The 22,065-nt window shown below is 43.9% G+C and carries 4 protein-coding genes; all 4 read right to left on the bottom strand.

The features are described from left to right. Positions 1-17: 17 nt before the first annotated feature. The 4 genes from GO495_RS16845 to GO495_RS16830 are packed head-to-tail and all read right to left on the bottom strand — an operon-like array spanning position 18 to position 22,060. On the bottom strand, positions 18-716 hold the full coding sequence (locus tag GO495_RS16845; RefSeq protein WP_157300884.1) for a thioesterase II family protein: 699 nt from the start codon (positions 714-716) through the stop codon (positions 18-20). Continuing rightward, a complete protein-coding gene (locus GO495_RS16840) occupies positions 713-2,362 on the bottom strand; it encodes a cyclic peptide export ABC transporter (RefSeq protein WP_157300883.1) in 1,650 nt (549 codons plus the stop codon). The genes GO495_RS16845 and GO495_RS16840 overlap by 4 nt, the downstream gene beginning before the upstream one ends. Next, the gene (locus GO495_RS16835) at positions 2,353-10,017 is read right to left on the bottom strand and encodes a non-ribosomal peptide synthetase (protein ID WP_157300882.1); all 7,665 of its coding nucleotides are present in this window, start codon (positions 10,015-10,017) and stop codon (positions 2,353-2,355) included. The genes GO495_RS16840 and GO495_RS16835 overlap by 10 nt, the downstream gene beginning before the upstream one ends. Positions 10,018-10,042: 25 nt before the next feature. Then, positions 10,043-22,060: a non-ribosomal peptide synthetase gene (locus tag GO495_RS16830; protein ID WP_157300881.1), complete on the bottom strand. Its 12,018-nt coding sequence runs from the start codon at positions 22,058-22,060 to the stop codon at positions 10,043-10,045. Between the last annotated feature and the right edge of the window lie 5 nt (positions 22,061-22,065).

The raw sequence follows: 22,065 nt of genomic DNA, 5'->3' as shown, positions 1-22,065 counted from the left end.
GCGTTAACTCTTAAATTTTAATGAAAAATAGGGGGTGAATAGCATGCCTGCCCAATAATATTGCAAAGCTGTGCCGCGTAATTATGAATAAAAAAATGATTGCCGGGAAGCAGGATGGTCCTGACATCTGACAATCCAAAATTCTTCCAGTTTTCAATCCTGGATGATTTTTCCTCCTCGCTACCCATAATCGCACTGATACGGGCTTTGACAGGTGCAAAACTTAAGTCCCCCCTCTTTTCAATAATTTCAAGGTCCGCCCTTAAAATGGGCTCATAAAAATCAAATAGTTCTTCGTTGTCCAGTACCACTTCCGGGATACCTCCCATCAGTAATAATTCTTTTTTAAAGTCATCTTTCTCCATCAGGTACAATTGCTTATTCTCGCGTTCCCCCGGGCCGGGATTTCCTGTTACAATGATACTTTCAGGAAACCGTCCATTCTGCTCAAGCATAGCTGTTACACGCAGGGTTAGCAATGCGCCAAGACTATGTCCATATATAAAAAAACGGTTAGTATACAAATTACCGGTCAGTTGATTGTAAATATCGAGGGTAGCTTCGTCAAAATCATTGATCAGTTCTTCATCTACCCGTTTCCCCCGCCCTGGCAATTCCAGCGGAACTAACTCAAATGCCGAAAGATATGGTTTCATAAACTGGAAGGAATAAATGTTTCCTCCTGCAAAATGTATTAAGAACAACTGTGGTTTCATGATAATCCTACACTTAATATTTGCGAATCTTTTTTATATACAACCGGTGATAATTGCCCGTTTTCCATTCTAAAAAGCTTATCTGCACAGTGATAATACTGCTCATCGTGTGTTATCATAATAATGGTAAATCCTTTACTACGAAGCAATTCAAGAATCTCATTATAGAATCTTCTTTTAAACCGGGGATCCTGATCGGCGCCAAATTCATCCAGTACCAGTATTGGTTTTTTCTCCATCACCGCAGCAATAAGTGCCAGTCTTTTCCGCTGTCCTGCCGACATATTTGTAGAAGAAAACTTTTCTCCATTGAAAGTTATTTTATGGTCCAGCTCCATTACCTGCAGATATTCTTCCATCAGCAAAGGATCTATAAGCTCGATTCCATACAGTTCATCAAAGAGGTGGAAGTCGTTAAATACTGTCGCAAACAAAGAACGGTAATCCTGCAGTTGCGAAATCTCTACTTTATCTCCATCCAGTATGATCTCTCCTTCATGTGCAGCAAACAATCCTATCAGAATATTGATAAATGTTGTTTTACCACTGCCATTGCCTCCACTGATAAATATGATCTCTCCCTGTCTGATGTTGAAATCAACAGGACCAATACAGAAAAGCTGATCAGCCGGATCGTCTTCTGTACGGTACTGGTACATAATATTATTAAATAAGAGGTTATTAAAACCGGTATATACCCTGCGCTGTTCTTTGTCAGATTCAAATTCACTGATCTTTTTTTCCAGATCTGTAATACGTTGTAATGAGATTCTGGCCTGCGAAAGATTAGGGATCAGCAGTACAACCGTTTCTATAGGTCCCCATATGTACAGAATCAGGAAGATAAAATTGATAACAACGCTTTTCTCTATTCCCATGTAAGCACCCAGGAACAATAACAGTGATCCTATGAATACATAGAACCCCATCTGTCCTATGATACGGTTCGTCAAAAACTTGATCTGTGCCTGCTGATTAAGTGCAGATACATCATTGATGGCTGTCTCAATGTGTTTCTCTACGATGGACATTCCCTTTTTCCGCTCTACCACAATCTCTTTGAATCCGGACAATATTTCATTCACATATTTTACAAACACATCGTAACGGGCCATTGCTGCAATAAAGAGTTTACGGGCCATTCTTTCACTATAGAAATAGATCGCCAATGTAAAACACAGCAATACCAACATACAGCCAAGCAACTTAATAGAAAGCTGCCCCATAAATACAAAACATATAATAATAACAATAGAATTGGTAAAAATGTCCACGATATTCACCGATGCATTCACCACATTATCCGTATCCCTGGTGAGTGCACTGAAAATTCTTGCCTTTTCCCGGATGACAGGTGCATACGATGAACGCAATACCATTCTGATCATTTCCATACGTGTTTTCCGCAGGAGTTTCTGTGTAAAATTGATAATACTTCTGGCTGCCAGGGATCTGCAAACAAAAAACAATATCAGGGCTCCACCAAAAAGCATCATATACCGGTAGTACAACAATTGGGTACCACTAAAATAGTTATCAATCACCCTGTTGATCAGATAAATAACTCCCATATTACCGGAAGCTGCCAGGATACTTAAGATCGAGAATAACAAATACTTTCCTGTATATTCTTTCTTTATGAGCATGCGATTAATTTTTTTCCCAGTTCTGATAAATGAACTTCAGGGTTATCAATAATATGATTGAAAAGGTCTGTAATCCTCCGGTAATAATAACCCGGCTGCAAAACGCCGGCCCGGATCTTCCATTCCATATTTAGAACATCAGTATAATCAGTACATCGCAGATAACTAAAATAATTACTATCGGGTATTTCATACTCTTCCAGCCCGGTATCAGACAAAGGGGCAAAATTGCCGGTATTTAAAGTAGCCATTTCCAGGTGACTGAAAGCGCCATAAATATATTCTTCAGGATCTGCGCCATACTGCTCCTGGCAGGATGCCCTGATCAGTTCCATAGGGATCTGCTGATTTTTCCTCCCATCGAGATAATGGCCCTGAACGTTCTGTATAAACCTCACCAACGAGGTATCTTTTTCATGCACCGCATACACAGGGATACTGTTTATAAATACACCTGCAACATCTTCCGTTCTGAAACCGGGTAGCATCGTATCATTCCCATTTACAGTCACTTTCAGCAATTGCGGGGATTGTCCTGAAAATTCCAGCAGATCTATAATAAAATATACTCCTAAAATAAAACTGCTGGTAAATAGATGATATTTTCTGCAAAAAGCTGTGATCCTGTCTTTCTCCGGCTTGTTCAACTGCACACGGCACTTTATCCAGTTGCCGGCGGGAACTGCTGCTGCACTATTGACGATTTCTTTTAAATGGTTGTTCCAGTAATGCATCTTCTCTTTTGCTTCCTGTGTGCGAACATAAGCCCGCTGTTCCGTTATAAAGTCAAGATAGGAAGGATGTTCATGCGTGCTTAAACTACTCCCCTCTATATAAGCTTTAAAGGCATTCTTTAATAACTGGTTGGAAAAATGATCTGTTACAATATGATGCACGGCAAAATATATGTAGGAGCCTGAAGTATTATGCAACACGGCACATCTTATCACTTCCCCGTTCAGCAGATCAAAGGGCTGAAGGATCATTTCCTGCTGGGTCTTTTTTACATCCGCATCCTGAAAGTCCGGTACTTCCTTCTCTATAAAACGGATCTGAAAAGGAGTTGCGTCAGGATTCAATACTTTCTGCCACAGCTGTTGCCCGTCTATCCTGAACTGCATCCGGAGTACCGGAAAATCAGTTAACAACTGATGGTACGCTTTCATTATCATATCCTTATCAAAACTGTGTATGTACAATCCGAAAGTGCCGCAGGCATTAACAAACTGTCCTTTTTTAAAATAGCTCAGCTGGTTATACGATAAAGGCATCCATGGGTTTGTGACAGGTTGAGAAGTGAGTGATGCCGTTCCTTCATTATCCGGCACTAACCGGAGTGCCAGTTCACTGATCATCAGGTTCTGCAGGATATCTCCGATCTCCGCCCGTAAGCCCTGCTGCCTTAAATAGTTTAACAGCCAGATAGCCTTCATGGAATCACCTCCCGCATCAAAAAAATGTTCATTGATACTTACAGTCTTCCGGTTCAGCATTTTTTCAAATGCCTGCACCAATATTATTTCCATATCACTACGCGGAGCTATATAGGTTACGACTGCTGTCGTTGCCAGTATCCCGCTACCTGGCAAGGCTCCGGTATTTATTTTCCCATTTGGAGTAAGGGGCATTTTATCTAACCAGGAGAAGGATACAGGCAACATATATTCCGGTAAGTACTGCAACAGATGCTGACGTAAAACAGTAATATCCATACTTTCATCACTCACGTAATAAGCTTGTATATTCTTTTCTCCATTGACATCCGGTACTGCGATCACGGCGGCGGTTTTAATACCCGGGACCTGTTGTAATACATGTTCAATCTCACCTGGTTCTATCCGGTAACCCCGCACTTTTACCTGGCTGTCCATACGACCTGCATACAATATATTACCATCAGGCAACCAGCGCCCGATATCTCCGGTACGATACATCCGGGCTTCCTTCACATTACTGAACGGATCAGGGATAAACCTTTCTCCTGTTAATTCCGGGCGGTTCAGATACCCCCTGGCAAGCTGCACACCACCTATGTATATTTCACCGGTTACGCCCACCGGTACGGGCTGCTGTTCTTTGTCCAGTATATACAGACTGGTATTCGCGACCGGCTTTCCGATGGGTACCTGTGTAATACCTGGTGCGGTATCATAGTAACTAACGTCTATGGAAGCCTCTGTAGGTCCGTACAGGTTATAAACGGGCGCCTGCATGTATTTGTACCAGTCTTCAACTGCTTTTAAGGATAATGCCTCTCCGCTGGTCATTATTTTACTCAGCGTACCCAATGAAGACAAACGCGTGTTCAATGTTTGAGTGAAAGCCTGTAACATGCCTGGTACGAAATGCAAACAGGTTACCCCGTATTGTTCTATAACGGCTGCAATACGCTCCGGAGAGCGTATATCATCGTCCTCACATAATACCATTCTACATCCCTGGCAAAGGGGTAAAAACAGTTCCCATACGGATACATCGAATGTAAAAGTCGTTTTCTGTAAAACAATATCTGCTGATGTATAACCATATTTACGCCACATCCACTCTATCCTGTTTACTACTCCGCGATGTTCAAGCACACAACCTTTTGGCTTGCCGGTGGAACCTGAAGTATAAAGCACGTAGACAAGGTTATTTTCAGCGATCCGGATATCCGGCTGCTGCTGACTGTATTTGCCGGATGCCTGTCTGAAATCGCCTAATAACACCTCATCTATGCAAACCTTACAACCACTGTCTTCCATGATATACCGGCTGCGTTCTGCAGGAAAGGACGGATCAACAGGTACATAAGCACAACCTGCCTTTATGACTGCCAGTAATGAAATGATCATCCATTCGCTGCGCCGCAGGCATACACATACGAGGTCCTCTGATACTAAACCATAATTCTCCAGTAAGTAATGTGCCAAACAGGAAGATGCCTGGTCGAGTTCCTCATAGGTAAAAACGCGGGACTGATGCTGTAATGCGATCTCTGTTCCTCTTTCTTTTACCTGTCTGTAGAATAAAGAGACAAGCGTTTCTCCCCGGGGATAATCAACAACTGTATCATTGAAGTCGTATAATACCTGCTGCTTTTCTGCTAATGAAAGGTATTCCAGCTTTTTGACAGATAACTCCGGATTGATGACCACTGCCTGCATCAATGCCTGGTAGTGGGCCAACAGCGTCTCCATACTGTCTCTCTCGTAGAGGTCTGTATTATAACTAACCCTGATATGCAAACCTTCTCCGGATTCCTTTATATCAAATTGCAGATCGAATTTAACAGGCCGGGCACCTTCATCCTCTGCAATTACTCCTGATTGTCTGCGACGACCTTCATTATGCAATACCAGCATCACATCAAATAAAGGCGAGCGACCAGCATTCCGTTTCAGCGGCAGTTCATTGACCAGTTTATCAAATGGGTAGTCCTGGTATTCAAATGCATCCAATACCACGGTCTTTATATTGGCCAGCAAGACTTTAAAGCTGTCGGCTCCATTCAGCTCCGTACGTAATGCCAGTGTATTTACATAAAACCCTAACTGAGCTTCCAGCTCAGGATGTATGCGACCTGCTACCGGCGTACCCACGATGAGATCTTCTTCTCCGCTGTAACGGTATAACAATACCTGTAAAACGCCCAGTAATCCCATGAATAAGGTAACATCCTGAGATTGACAAAATTTATTGAATGCAGAACCCGGAATAAACACAGAAAGCGCATGCCCCCTGTATGTTCTTACAACCGGCCGCTGTTTTGCCTGCGGCAGCGTAAGGACCGGCAGCTCTCCTTCGAATTGCTTCAACCAATAAGCCTTTGATTTATCTGATAATGCAGACTGCTGCCAGGAGGCGTAATCTTTATACTGTATGCGCAGGGGAGCTATCTTTAACGGTGCCTGCATATTATATGCTTCGTAATATTGCAGGATCTCCTTCTGCAGTATTTCAACCGACAACCCATCACCGATAATATGATGCATGCTAAACCAGCATATGGCTTCCTCTGCAGTTTTTAATATACCTGCCTTAAACAAAGGGCCCTTACTTAGATCAAATCCTTCTTTACATATATCCTGTAACCGGTCCCGAATATCATCGACCTCCTGTATATCCAGCCGGAACATATTTCCCTTTTCCACAACCTGCCTTACTTCCCCATCCTTGTTCTGAATAAATATAGTCCGCAATATTTCATGGCGCTCTATAACACTTATTACCGATCTCTCAAGAACCGACACACTATAATCCACCGGTAACTGGTAATATCCGTTTAAATGATAAGCTCGCGAAGCGTCTTTCTGCTGACAGATAATCCATATTCGCTTTTGCCCGTCAGATACCGGATAATTATCACGCTCTTCCACTTTGGGTATAGCGCAGAATAGCACAGATGGTGCAACCTTTATCAATATTGCATGTTCAGTGATAGTTGGTTGATCAAATAAATGCTGCAGCGGTATCTTCACACCAAATTCCCGGCTGTAACGATTCGATAAATGCATTAAAAGAATACTATGCCCGCCAAGACTAAAAAAATTATTGGTAACACCTATTTTCTCCTGCTTTAGTAATGATTCCCAGATATGACTGATCCGTTCTTCCAGTTCATCAGCAGGTGCTATATATACCGCGTTCCGGATACTTCCGGGGGCAGGTAAGGCATTCCGGTCAATCTTTCCATTCGGCGTCAACGGTAAATCAGCCATCTCTATAAAATAAGAGGGCAGCATATAATCCGGCAAACGATCCTTCAATAAACCATATAATACATCTTCCCGGTAATGGCTGCTTACCGACAAATAAGCAGCCAGCAGGTTATTACCCGTTTCGTCTTTCACCGCAACTACCACACTATTACGCACTTCTTCATAACTGCTGATCACACTTTCTATCTCTCCGGTTTCTATACGATAACCTCTTACTTTTACCTGGTGATCTGTTCTCCCCAGTATCTCTATTGTTCCATCAGGCAACCAACGCGCAAGATCTCCTGTTACGTAAACCCTGCCAATACCGGACAATCCGATAAATCTTGATGCCGTAAGGCTCTCATTATTGGAATAACCTCGCGCTACCCCCGCGCCACCGATGAATAACTCCCCGATAATGCCTGCCGGGCATAATTCATGGTTCTTATCAAGGATATAAATACGGGTGTTTACAATCGGCTTGCCTGCTGTTACCTTACCGGATTCCAGCTTTGTTCCGCTCGACCAGATCGTGCTTTCTGTAGGACCGTACACATTATACACACTTGCTGAAGTATACTGCCTTACCCGGCTCAGTAAATCTTCCGGGAAACGCTCTCCTCCAACTATCAAATGCTGCAAACCCCGCAGAAATAAATGCGAACCGGTATCTTCCAGCAATACCCCTAAATAAGACGGCGTAATCTGTAATGCGGTGACGGTGCTATACTGATCAAAATTATTCAGCGACATACTGCTGCTGCGGATCGTGATCTTCATACCACGACTTAACGTCCACAGTAATTCAAGTATGGAAATATCAAAAGAGATAGAGGTAATGGCCAGCAGATGATCTTCCCGGGTTAAGCCCAGAAGATGGTCCATTCCATAAATAAAATTTACAAGATTACTGTGAGGGATCTGTACACCCTTTGGATTACCTGTAGAGCCAGAGGTATAGATCACATATGCCAGCTGGTCTGAATTAACTCCTTCTGAAACAATACCAAATGACTGATCAGGGATATCATCCGTTGTAATGATCTTATAACGGATATTATCTTCCAGTTGACCGGCTAATTCAGCACTTGTTATGATCACAGACGCTGCCGCATCATTGAGCATATACTGTACCCGCTGTAATGGATATTCAGGATCTACCGGCACGTAGGTACCACCGGCCTTCAGGATAGCTAATATAACTACAACGAGATCTGCTGATCTTGGCAGATAAACCGGCACCTGTACTTCTGCTGAAACGCCTTGTTGCTTTAATAATCCTGCAAGTGCATTGCTACGTATTTCCAGCTCATAATAACTATAATTCTTATCCTCAAATGACACCGCGGTTGCCGCCGGACTGGCTTCCACCTGTTCACGGAAAAGATCTATAATAGTTTTACCAGGGGTATAATCAAAACCCGTATTATTAAATGCAACAAGTAACTGTTCTTTTTCTTCCGGCAACAGGTAGTCAACTTTATCAATTGCCTCCCCTGCCCGTGCCGGTAAGGTTTCCAGCAGGGAGCAATAATGGGTTGCCATTTGTACCATGTATGCTGCATCATAGATATCTTTATTAAAAGATAACCGCAGATACAGTTCGTCGCCGGTTTCAGTAAAGTCGAACTGCAAATCAAATTTCACCGGGCAACTGCCTTCCCTTTTTACGCTGTAATCATTATGCACGCTACCCTGCTGTATATTGTCTTTCTCATTATGTAATGCAATCATTACATCGAACAATGGAGAATGACTCAGGTCGCGTGAAAGTCCTAATTGTTCCACAAGATGATCAAAAGGATATGCCTGATGTTCATGAACTTCCGGCATCATAGTACGAATACCGGACAATAATTTCCGGAAAGTAACATTGCCACCGGCCTGTATCCTTAAGGCCAGCATATTTACATACAATCCGATCTGATGATGAAGGGAAGCATGCTCTCTTCCTGAAACTGGTGTGCCAACAATAATATCTTCATGCCCGCTGTAGCGGTATAACAGGGAATGTAATACTGCCAGCAATCCCATAAAAAGGGTTGCCTGTTCTGAGCGGCATACTTCCTTTAAAGAAGCCAGCCGTTCCCTGCTGATCATAACGCTGACTGCCTCTCCTTTATATGTAAATACCGGTGGTCTTTTACCAGCAATGGGAAGCTCCAGTACAGGCAGTTGTCCAGACAGTGCCCCCAACCAGTAATTACGATGCATCATAAAAGCGGGCCCATTCAACTGCTGTTGTTCCCACACCGCATAATCCTTGTATTGCACCGGCAGCGGATACAGTGAGCACGGCTGTTTTTCCAGCAACTGTCCATAACACTGCATAAAATCCCTGGTTAATATATTCACAGACCATCCATCACTGATAATATGATGCATATTGCAATACAACAGATATTTTTCATCTCCGATACGGAATATCATGATACGTAACAACGGGCCTTGTTCCAGATCAAACACACGATACTTATCGTCCGCGATCACACCCTGTGCCGCATTGCGGTCAACATCCATATAGTTAATACGGAAATTCAGTTGTTCCGGAGAAAGTATCCATTGTTTCACAACACCATCATCTTCACGAAAAACAGTTCTCAGTATTTCGTGGTGCGCCACCAGGTAAGCAAAAGCCTGCTCTGCCAGCAATACATCAAAAGGACCATTGATCTCCGTTACTTTCGGTATATTATAAAAAGCAATACCATTACTTAGCTTATCAAGCACCCATAAGCGCAACTGGGCAGATGATAACGGATAGGCGTCAGCCCTTGTGGCAGGTTGAATTTCATTTCCTGTTTTTATCATTTGCAGATAATCCAGGATCTCCTGCTTATGAGTTTTGATCTGCCCGACAATATCATTTGTCAAAGCACCTTTAGGTGATTTTATATCAAGGTTGCCTTTTTCATTTATATTAAAACTGATCTCCTTCTCTCTCAACAGATCAAGTAAATTCCCAATATTCATTGTAGCTTTTTTTCTGGGTTAATCATCAGATTTCAATGACATCAAATTCTTTATCACTTTCTTCTGTGCCAATACCGGCCTTCAGCCATTGCTGCTGTAACACCTGTTTAGACAGGTACTCGACGGTAGCTTCTTTGAACATGGTTTGAATACTAAGTACTACACCAAATTCCTTTGATATACGGGCCAGCAACTTGATTACTTTTATACTATGTCCTCCCAGTTCAAAGAAATTAGCGGTTATACTAACCGGTGAGGAGAGACCAAGTATATCCTGCCACATTTTTGCAAGGACCTCTTCCGTTTCATTACGTGGAGCTACATACACTTTTTCCAGACTTACACCACTGAGATCCATTGCGGCCAGCTCTCTGCGGTTAATCTTACCATTAGATGCAAGAGGAAGGGATGTTAACAGCACCATTTGTGCGGGCAGCATATATTCCGGCAACTGTGTCCGCAGATAGGTGGTGACAGATTCCTTCTCTTCCACACCACTTACAAACGCCACCAGTTGTTGTTCACCAGTGCCATCAGCTATCAGCATTACCACTCCCTGTTTTACGCCGGGGGCCTTTTGCAGCATTGTTTCTATCTCTTCCAGTTCTATCCGGTATCCCCGTACCTTCACCTGGTTATCCATCCGGCCCATGAACAGGATGTTTCCATCAGGCAGGTAACGGACCTTATCACCGGTCTGATATAAAGTCCCATCCTCTCTGAAAGGGTCCCGGATAAAGCGTTGTGCAGTCAGCATATCATTATTCAGATATCCGCTGGAAATACCGGCCCCACCAATGTATAGTTCTCCAGGTACTCCCGCAGCACAAGGGCGGCGTTGTTTGTCAAGTATATACACGTAACTGTTTGAAAATGGCTTTCCAATGGGGATAGTCTCTCCATAGCCATCAGTTACTACATGTAATAATTTTCCAATGGTAGTTTCCGTTGGTCCGTAATGGTTAACAATAGTACAGTTACTGCCAGACAATTGTATGCGGCGAACAACATCAGCATGCAGCGCTTCTCCACCGAAAATAAGTAACCGGGCCGGCAATAATAATTGTTCGCCATGAGATAACGCCTTCCAGTGAGAAGGTACTATCTTCAGACAGTCAATCTTATGTTCAGCAAAATAATCACAGATACCAACTGCATTGTTGACCATATCTTTTGAGAAAAGATGCAGACAGCCTCCCTGTAACAATGCAGTATACAGCACGGTATTTCCCAGATCAGTATAGATGCCGGACACCAGTGCAAAACTTTGGCAGTCAGCCGTATGAAGGCTTTGTTGTAATCCATATACATAATCTGTAACGTTGCGGTGACTAATCAGCACTCCTTTCGGAATACCCGTAGAACCGGAGGTATAGATTACATAAAGAGGGGATTCCGGCGATATATGTACGGTAAGATTATCAACAGGCTGTGACTGCAACATTTTGTCTATACAGACAACAGCGGTTTCGCCCAGTCTGGCAGCATATTCAGTATTAGTTACAACCACTGAAGCACGTACATCATTCAATATAAAACGGATTCTTTCTTCCGGATAAGAAGGATCTACGGGCACATAAGCGGCTCCTGCCTTTAATATACCAAGTATACCAATGATCGTATCCAGTGAACGGTCTATACATAAGGGCACCAGGCTTCCTGGCTGTACACCTTTTTCCACCAGGTAATGTCCGAGCCGGTTCGCGGCTTCATTCAATTCACGGCAGGTAAGCTGCTTTCCTTCAAACTGCAAAGCAGGGGCATCAGGAGTTAACAATACCTGCTCTTCGAAAAGTGTAATAATATTTTTGTCAGCAGGATATACTACGGTGTGCTGACAAAACAGTGACTGCTGTTCGGCAACAGACATAAAATCAACAGCTGATAATGGCTGATCAACAGCTGTACTGAACGCCTGGACCACATTCCTGAAATGTACTCCTATGGTTGCTACCTGTTCCTTTTGGTAGATAGTTTCCCTGTACATAAAAGTGATGCGGAGGTGATCACGTACCGGTGCTATCTGCAGCGTAAAATCATAACCGGAGGCTACCGTAGTTTCTGAAGCAGTAAGTTGTAATGTGTCCAGTCCGTTATCTCCGGAGGAGATCATTTCCTGTACCGGAAAATTCTCATATACAAAAATATGATCGAACAATTCATTCCTGAGTGTGCTGGCAGACTGTATCTCAGACAGTCGCATGTAATGATGCGGCAGGCTCACAATGGCTGTTTCCTGGATATCCTGCATCAATTCACGGACTGTGAGGTCTTTATCATATTTCACGCGTACCGGAATAGTATTGATAAAGAGGCCTACCATATTTTCCACTCCTTCCAGTTCTCCTGGTCTTCCGGATACAACTGCTCCAAATACCACATCTGAGGTATTATTATAACGGCCCAGCAGCCAGCTCCAACATGCCTGCATAAATGTATTCTCTGTGATACCCAGTTCCCTGCAGGTACTCCTGATAGCAGCTACCGTAACTTCATCCAGTTCAAAACGTTCTTTACTGATAACGGTTTGCCCATCGGTAACAGACTGCTTTTTAAAAGGTACTGCGGATAACTGATCATAATCTGCCAGGTAGGACTGCCAATAGGACCTGCTTAACGCTACATCCAGATGAGATAACCAGTCTATATACGCTGCATATTTATGCAGCTTGTTCAGCTTTGGCTGTACTCCGGAAAGTAACGACTGGTAGATTACGTAGAACTCCCTGATCAGCATACCTCCGCACCAGCCGTCCATCAGAATATGATGATAACTCCAGATGAACACATACTGTTGATGTTCCTGTTCCAGAACGGTTAACCGCATCTGGGAGCCTGTATGCAAATCAAACCCTTTACGGATGTCTGCTTCTTTGCGGTTACGAACAAACTCATCGCTATCTGCTCTTTCATAACTAAAGCCTACAGCCGGATTTTTTGTTACTACCTGAAGATGTATTTCACCAAAATGATGTGTGAAAGAAGTTCGCATGATGGCATGACGCCTGCACAGATATGCATAGCTTTCCTTCAATATGGCTATATCCAGCTTACCACTTACATGATAAGACACCTGGTTTACATAAGAAGAAGAGCCGGGATCTGATAACCAGAAATAATAAATGCCCTCCTGCAACGGAGAGAGTTCATATACATCTTCTACATCTCCATTCGTGTTCAAACTGGCCAGCTCAGCTAAACCAAGTCCTTTATAGGTAAGGTCTCCCGGTGTTACATAAGTACCCTTCTCCTGTTCCAATGCAGAGATCAATGAAGTCAGCTGATCTGAATATGATTTTAACAAGCGGGAAATGGTGCTGTGTAAAAAACTGCCGGTAACATACCGGATACTGATATGCAAACAGCTATTCATAATAGCTACCGTGATAGTAACCGGTGTTTCCGGTTCGTACACTGCACTTACTTCATATCCTTTATATTCCGATGAGTAAAAAAATAAAGAACCTTTATCAGTTACCTCTCCGATACTACTAAATTCACCGAGGTAATTAAAGGTAATATCGGCTTCTCCGAGAATATCTTTTGATATAGCACTATCGGTACGCAGATAATGAAGCATACCATATCCCATTCCTTTATTGGGGATAGCACGCAGTTGTTCTTTGACTTTAATGAGATAATCTGTTTTACCGGTTGTACCGGAAGTATCCAGCAACAGAGGGTATAAAGTAGTGAACCATCCAATGGTACGGTCAATATTCACATCCCTGATAAGATCTTCACGGCCATGCCCTTCCTGTCGTAACAATACATGACTATTGCCGAATGTTTCCTGTATGGATAATCCTAATGCTGCCAGCAATACATCTTTTACATCTGTATTGTACACATGATGAATACCAGTCAATAAAGTTTCTGTAATAGCTGCATCAAGTGTAAAGTTCGCCGCATTACTCTTTCCTGCATGTACCATTTTCGCGGCTTCGATGTCCTTTGGTAAATGCAGGACATCGGTATCAATTATACTTTGCCAGTACGGTATTTCTGATAATAGTGCCTCACTATTGGCATAAGTATGCTGCAATGTGGCCCATTTCCGGAATGTATCTGTTTTAGCAGGAAGTACGGGTATTTCTCCTTTGTGGAACTGTTCATACAAAGTGGCCAGATCGTCGAGCAGGATACGCCAGCTCACACCATCAAATACCAGGTGATGTACAACCAGCAGGATACGATCGCCATCTGTCAGTCTGCATAAGGCGACTTTCAACAATGGCCCTGTTTCAAGCTGAACAGATGCCTGTAACTGTTCTCCTTTTTCACCAAGCGCACGTAATTCATCTGGTGTATTGCGAAGATCATGTACTTCCAGTGTATAAGACGGTGCTGTTACATCACGGTTAAACTGCCGCCACTTATTGTTTTCATATAAGTATACCATACGCAGTGCATCATGATGCCTGCCTATAAATCCCAGGCATTTTTCCAGTATGGTCCCGTCGACAGGTTCTTTAGAACGCAGCAACACAGACATGTTATAATGGTGTTTGTCCGGGTATGACCTTTCAAAGAAGGATGCCTGTGCGGGTAACAGTATCACATCCCCCTGTACCGGTTCATTATCAGTTATGATGACCTGCGCCACCGGCTGTACATGTCTGCTCAGCACTTCCAGCTGTGGATATTTCAGGATCTCTCCCACTTTCACAGTGTATCCCCTTTGCTTTAGCTGTGTGGCCAGTAATATTGCTTTAATAGAGTCTCCTCCTGATTCAAAAAAGCTATCTGCCATTCCACCTGCCAAAGGCCGTTTCAGCACTTTCTGGCAGGATTCAAGTACTGCCGTTTCTATCTCATTACGGGGAGCTACATATGTTTTTTCTTCTGTGTTGGTGGCGCTTTCCGGTGATGGTAATTTACGCCGGTCGATTTTACCATTTGCCATTAAAGGCAGTGTCTCCATATGGATATAAATACCAGGCAGCATGTATTCCGGCAGGCGTTGTCCAAGTTGCGCTCTTAATTTTTCCGGTGTAGTTTTTTTACCCGTATAATATGCTATCAGAAATTTATCGTTCTCCTGGTTTTCATGCAGCAACACAGCGGCCTGTGTGATGCCGGCAACGGTAACCATTACCTGGGAAATCTCTCCCAGCTCTATACGGTAGCCCCGCACCTTTACCTGGTCATCCGTACGGCCTGCATAAACAATATCCCCTTCCTCTGTCCAGTAGCCCACATCACCTGTACGATATACACGTTCACCCGCAAGAAAAGGATTAGCAATAAACTTTTCAGCTTCCATTGCCGGCTGATGCAGGTAACCAAGCGCTACACCTTCTCCGCCTATCAGCAGCTCCCCTGCTACTCCTACCGGACATAACTGCAATGTACTGTCTACTATATAAACCTGTGTATTGGAATACGGTTTTCCTACCGGTACAACAGGATACGCATGCTGGAGATCTACTTCATGCAGCAATACGCCAATAGTAGTTTCTGTAGGACCGTAATGATTAAATACCCGGCCCTGGTATGACTGGTTCCGTAAACGTTGCAGTACTGCCTGCGTGAATGATTCTCCTCCAAAGATCAGTACCTTTTCAGGTAAAATAAACACGTCCTCGCCTGCATAGGAATTCCACAATGAAGGGAAAATCTTAATACCGTCAATCCGGTGATCTGACAAATATTGCTTCAGCAGCATACCGTTATACAGTATTTCATCTGTAATAAGATGTAATTCGGCCCCCAGTAACAGGGACCCAAAAAAGATAGTATGATAGGCATCTGCTGCGAGAGATGCCATGATAGCAAAACTACGGCAGGAGGATAACCCTGCCCTTGGAATAGCATCCAGTAAATGATCAGATAATGAGGCATGTGAGATCATCACTCCTTTGGGCTGCCCGGTTGAGCCGGACGTGTAAATTATATATGCCAGCGCATGCGGATGGATATTCACAGCAGGCATGGAGACAGGGTATGTTCCTACTAATGTTTCTTCACTAATCATAAACCGGCTGCCGGTATCGGTAGTAATATAACGGATACGGTCTTCCGGGAATGAAGGGTCTACGGGCACAAAGGCTCCACCTGCTTTGAGGATACCTAAGATCCCAGGGGCCAGTGAAGCTGATTTACGGGCAGAGATCACAACTGGCTCTTCTGACTGAAGCCCCTCCGCCAGCAGGTAATTGGCCAACTGATTGCTTCGCTCATCAAGCTGGCGATAGGTAAGTTGTTCATTTCCTGATATGATCGCCACATCATCCGGCGTTCTGACAACCTGTTCCCGGAACAACTGCAATACTGTTTTACTCCTGTCGAAACTATGCCTGTTCACATTCCAGCCATTGCTTAACAACAAACGCTCCGAAGGCAACAGGAAATCTAATGTCTCCAGCGGCTGATCCGGTTGTTGTAATACCTTATCCAGCAATTGCCGCAGGTGCTGCATTAACCTTCTCATTGCTCTTTCCTCATATATATCAGCGTTATACTTCAGTTCTATATGCAACTGTTCTCCATGTTCTTCCACGTTAAACAGCATATCATATTTCACACTGGTATTCACCAATTCGTTTGTTGTGTTCCGGGTATAACCAGAAGGGTTATGCTGTTGATTCTGTAAGGTCAGCATTACATCAAATAAAGGTGCACGGCTGCTGTCTCTTTCCAGTTGTAATTCATCTACAATCCTGTCAAATGGATACATCTGGTGTTCATACGCATCAAGCGTAGTGTTACGGATGTCAGACAACAGGTTCCGGAAACTCTCCTTACCTGATATATGAGTACGTAATACGATCGTGTTGATATAAAAACCAATCTGATTTTCCAGCTCAACATGTTCCCGGCCGGCAACCGGACTGCCGATAAGGATATCTTCCTGTCCGCTGTACCGGTAGAACAGCGTATTCAGTAAGCCTAACAGCCCCATATACAGCGTACTGTTTTCTTCCGAACATAATTGCTTCAGATCAGTGGACTGAAGTGTTAATGCCAGACTGTACCCCCTTTCTGTTTTCCTCATGGGTCTTGTGCCGGAAGCAAACAGTTTTAATGCAGGAATGTCGCCGGACAATTGTTTCAGCCAGTAGTTGCGGTGTACTGTTGCACTTTGCAATTGCTGCAAATGCCAGGCAGCATAGTCTTTATACTGAATCCGTAATGGTGGCAGAATGATCGTTTCGTTCTTTTGCAATGCTGCATAACGGTCCATTACTTCCCTCCCTATTATATCCATAGACCAGCCATCGCTGATGATATGATGCAGATTGAACCAGAGGATATAACGTTCTGCTGATAGTTTCACCAAACCGGCTTTTACCAGTGGGCCATTCAGCAGATCGAAAGTCACGTCCGACAACTGGTTAATATAACTGTTCACGGCTCCTCTATCGCTATTCTCCAGGTCCATATAATCCATAGAGAAATTACCTTTTTCCTGTACCACCTGCCTCAATTCCCCTTGCTGATTCTCATAGAATACGGTCCGTAATATTTCATGTCTTGTTATCAGTCCACGGATAGCTTCTTCCAGCAGACCGGCATTATAGGAACCCGTCAGTTCGATACGGCCCGGTGTATTATAAGAGCGTGCGATATCTTCCTGGTGACTGATCACCCATAACCGTCGCTGTCCATCGCTGACAGGATAATCGGCTGCGGTTTCCTGCACAGGAATAGCATTATAGGAAGCCTTTCCCTGGTCTTTTATCAGTGCGGCATGTGCTTCTATGGTTGTATGCCTGAAAAGCTCCTGCAAGGGCAGTTTAACGTCAAAGGCGCGATAATAATGATTCTGTAGCTGCATCAGCCGCAGGCTATGCCCCCCCTGGCTCCAGAAGTCGTCCGTTACACTCACCTGCTGACGATGTAATACCTTTTGCCAGATACCGGCCAGTGAGGTTTCCATCTCATTTCTTGGGGCCGTAAACCTCTCATCTGTTGTCTGTAAGTCCATCGTAGCCAGCACTTTCCTGTCAATTTTACCATTTGCCGTCATGGGCAGATTGTCCAGCACAAAAAACTGTGAGGGTACCATATAATCAGGTAGCTGGGTCTTTGCAAACAAAGACAGCTGGGTTTTATCAATATTCCCGTCTCCAACAATAAAGGCCAACAGCAGGTTACTACCGCTACCATCGGCACGGGCTAATACAACAGCCTGACTAACAAGTCCACTCTGTAATAACACCTTTTCTACTTCTCCCGGTTCTATTCTGTAACCACGGATCTTTACCTGGTCGTCATTTCTTCCGGCTATTTCAATATTACCTTCTGCTGACCATCGCGCTAAATCTCCCGTACGGTAGATACGCTCCCCCTGATTAAAATGATTACTGATAAATTTTTCTGATGTGAGCGCAGCGTTATTACGGTATCCTCTTGACAGTCCCAGACCTCCGATAAAAAGCTCTCCGTATACACCTGCAGGGCAAAGATTTTTGTGTTTATCCAAAATATAAACGGAAGTATTCGCAATAGGCTTTCCTGCTGTTACCAGCGTTTGTGTGGCACTTAATCTTGTACCTGCCGACCAGATAGTTGTTTCCGTCGGACCATATACATTATAAATAGCGGCTCCCGTCTTTACCTGCAACTTTCTCAGCAACTCATCCGGGAAACCTTCACCACCTACAATAATATGTTGCAGTGTTTTGAGGAATAACTGACTACCTGCATCTTCCATCAGCGTATTCAGATAGGAAGGTGTGATTTGCATCGCAGTAATCCCGTCTGTGGTTTTTACCGCACGATGCCTGTATTGTTCTTTTAACTCATGGAGAGATGATAAACTTTCCAGCACTTCATCTGCGGGTACACCAAAATCCACCAGGCAGGCTATCTCAGTAACACCTGCAGCATATAGCGTATTCACCAGCTTACTACAGGTTTCTTTTGTACCCAGTAAAGCGGCCGTCTGCCAGTAACGCTCAAAGGCCATTTCCAGGATCAGGTCTGTGTCGTCCGCTGTCAGGTTATTCATATCCAGGTCCAGCCCCGCTGCCAGGTTCTTAAAAAGACTCAGATTAGAGCGTAAATAGGATTTGAATGGAGCTTTCACAGTTACCTTCACGTTATCGGCATCTTCCCCGATGAATGTATGCAGCATAATAGCAATCTTACACCTGGAAGGATGATGACCATTCTCCCATAATGCCTTTTTATAGGCTGCTATATTTTTTTCCAGCGTGGAAAGATCCTGGCCTAGCAAATGCGTAAGTATATTAGCCCCAATTTTACCCGCGCTGATGAACGTTTCCGTATTACCTCCGGAAGTTACCCATACGGGTAATTCTTTTTGCAATGGTCTTGGAAATATCCTGACCGTAGTCTCTTTATTATTACCGTTGGGTCTTTTTATAGATTCACCCCTCCATAATGCTTTCAATTCTTCTATCTGCCGGTACATCACCGCCTGCCTGCCGGCATAATTTCCAGGTAGTAATACAAAATCATCTACATGCCAGCCGGAGGCAATGGAAAGTGACACACGGCCATGCGACAGGTTATCGACCATTGACCATTCTTCCGCTACTCTGATCACATCGTGCAGGGGAAGCACCACACTACCTGAGCGGATCTCTATATTTTTAGTAATGGTTGCCAGTGCTGCGCCCAGTACTGCAGGATTAGGAAAAATACCCCCAAACTCATGAAAATGCCTTTCTGGTAACCATACTCCGGTAAATCCATGTTTGTCTGCAAAATCTACAGAACGCATCAGAAAATCATATTTCTGAGCGTCTCCGGCGTTATCCAGACTTGAAAAATAAAACAAGCTAAAATCCATTTCCGCTACACTGTCCTTTACATAACTATTAAAGTCGTTCAGCGAGCGGGTATTATCATGCAGCGTAATTTTTATACCACGGCAGAGTGTCCAGAATAATTCGAGGATAGAAATGTCGAATGATATAGACGTAATTGCCAGCAGATGATCTTCTTCTCCAAGTGGCAGCAACCGATCCATTCCGTACATGAAATTCAGCAGATTGCCATGTTCTATCATCACTCCTTTAGGCTTGCCTGTAGAGCCGGACGTATAGATCATATAAGCCAGCTGTTGCGCAGCAGGAGCATGCCCACTCACATCATAAGCAACTCCAGCAATTTCATCCCAGCTGCTATCCAGTAAAATCACATCAAATTGTTCCGGTATATGACTGGCAGAAACCGCGTTACTCAGAACAATAGTAGCACCGCTATCTTTCAGCATGTATTCTACACGATCGGCCGGATAATCAGGATCTACCGGTACATAAGCACCTCCTGCTTTCAGTACACCCAGGATGGCTACAAGCATGTCCACACAACGGTTCAGGCAAACAGGCACCAGCATTTCCGCGTGTAATCCTTTCTGCAACAGATAAGCGGCCATACTATCACTTCGCTTGTCCAGCTCTGCAAAAGTGATGGTTTTATCATCAGATATAACAGCAATAGCATCGCCCGTTTTTTTTGCATGTTCCCGGAAAAGGTCTACCATGGTTTTTTCAATGGGTATAATGGCAGCCGTTTCGTTGAACAGTTGCAGTAATTGCTGCCTGTCGGTATCCGGCAGATAATTCAGATCACACAGCGCAGTATCAGGTGTATTTGCAGCCGCTTCCAGTATATGATTGTAATGGCGTAGCAACTGCCGCATCATCTGCCTGTCATACACATCTTTATTAAATTCCAGCCGCAGGTATATACCATCTTCTGATTCAGCAAAGTCAAAGTTAAGGTCCATCTTCACCACACTACTTCCTTCTTCTTTAACATCTCCGGGTATCTGTATATCTGCCCTCATTTTATCACGGTGGCTTTGCAGGATTACCATTACATCAAACAATACAGACCTTGACAGATCGCGTTTGAGATCAAGTTCTTCTATCAGCCTGTCGAAAGGATATAACTGATGCTGATAAGCAGATAAAGTAGTTTGCCGTACGTGCTGCAGCAGATTCCTGAAGCTGTTTTCCCCGCTGAATTGTATACGCAGAGGCAGTGTGTTCACGTAAAAACCAATCTGTTCTTCCAGGTCTGTATGATCACGACCAGCTACCGGGGTGCCCAGTATGATATCTTCCTGCCCGCTATACCGGTAGAATAAAGCATTCAACCCTGCAACAAGCGCCATAAATATTGTAGATCCCTCTTTCCGGCAAAGCTGATGTAAAGCGGCTGTAACAGGACGGCCTATTTTCATCGACAAAGTGTCTCCGTTATGCGTTAACACTGCTGGCCGGGTAGCAGCAGTTGGCAGTTCCAATACCGGTAATGTTCCACTGAACTGCTGTTGCCAGTAACTGCGGTTTTCCTGGTATTTCTGCGTGTTAAGTTGCATCTGTTGCCAGGCTGCATATTCTTTATACTGAATGCGTAACGGAGAAGGTTGATAGGTAGTTCCTTCCGCAAATACACGATAAAATGCCAATACTTCTTTCTTCAGTAATTCCAGCGACCAGCCATCACTGATAATATGATGCATGTTGAAGTGGAAAATATAATACCCGGAACGAATTTTCAATAGTCCTGCGCGTAACAAAGGACCATTGGCAAGGTCAAACGGGCGGTCAGCTTCTTCATCAAGGTATCGGCGGACAGTCGTTTCATCCCAACTGCCAGCATCTTTAAAATCCAGGTTAAATGCAGCTTCCTGCACCAACTGTCTGATCTCACCATTTTCATTTTCCCGGAACACCGTACGCAATATTTCATGCCGGTGGATAACCTGCAATATGGCCTTCTCAAAATATTCAGGTGAATAGTCTCCTTCCAGTGGAATCCTAACCGGCATATGATAGGCACGGGAAGTACCGGGAAACTGACTGAGAATCCAAAGACGGCGCTGCCCGTCAGAAATGGCATAGTCGGCTGCAGGAGCTAATACCGGTATCTGCTCATATGCCTGCTGACTTCCATACTTTTTAAGGTATTGGATCAGTGCGGGTTTGTTCTTCCTGATCTCATTGATCACATCCTCTTCCAGTGTCCCTGATTCATTCTCAAAGACCAGCTTCAGATCTTCTCCTTCCACTGACACTGAAATTTTCTCCCGTGATAACTTATTGATTAATGCGAGCATACAAT

Origin of the sequence: Chitinophaga oryziterrae (assembly GCF_009758125.1) — a bacterium.
GTDB lineage: Bacteria > Bacteroidota > Bacteroidia > Chitinophagales > Chitinophagaceae > Chitinophaga > Chitinophaga oryziterrae.
The sequence above is the reverse complement of the archived record's forward strand: the minus strand, read 5'-3'. Positions and strand labels throughout refer to the sequence as shown.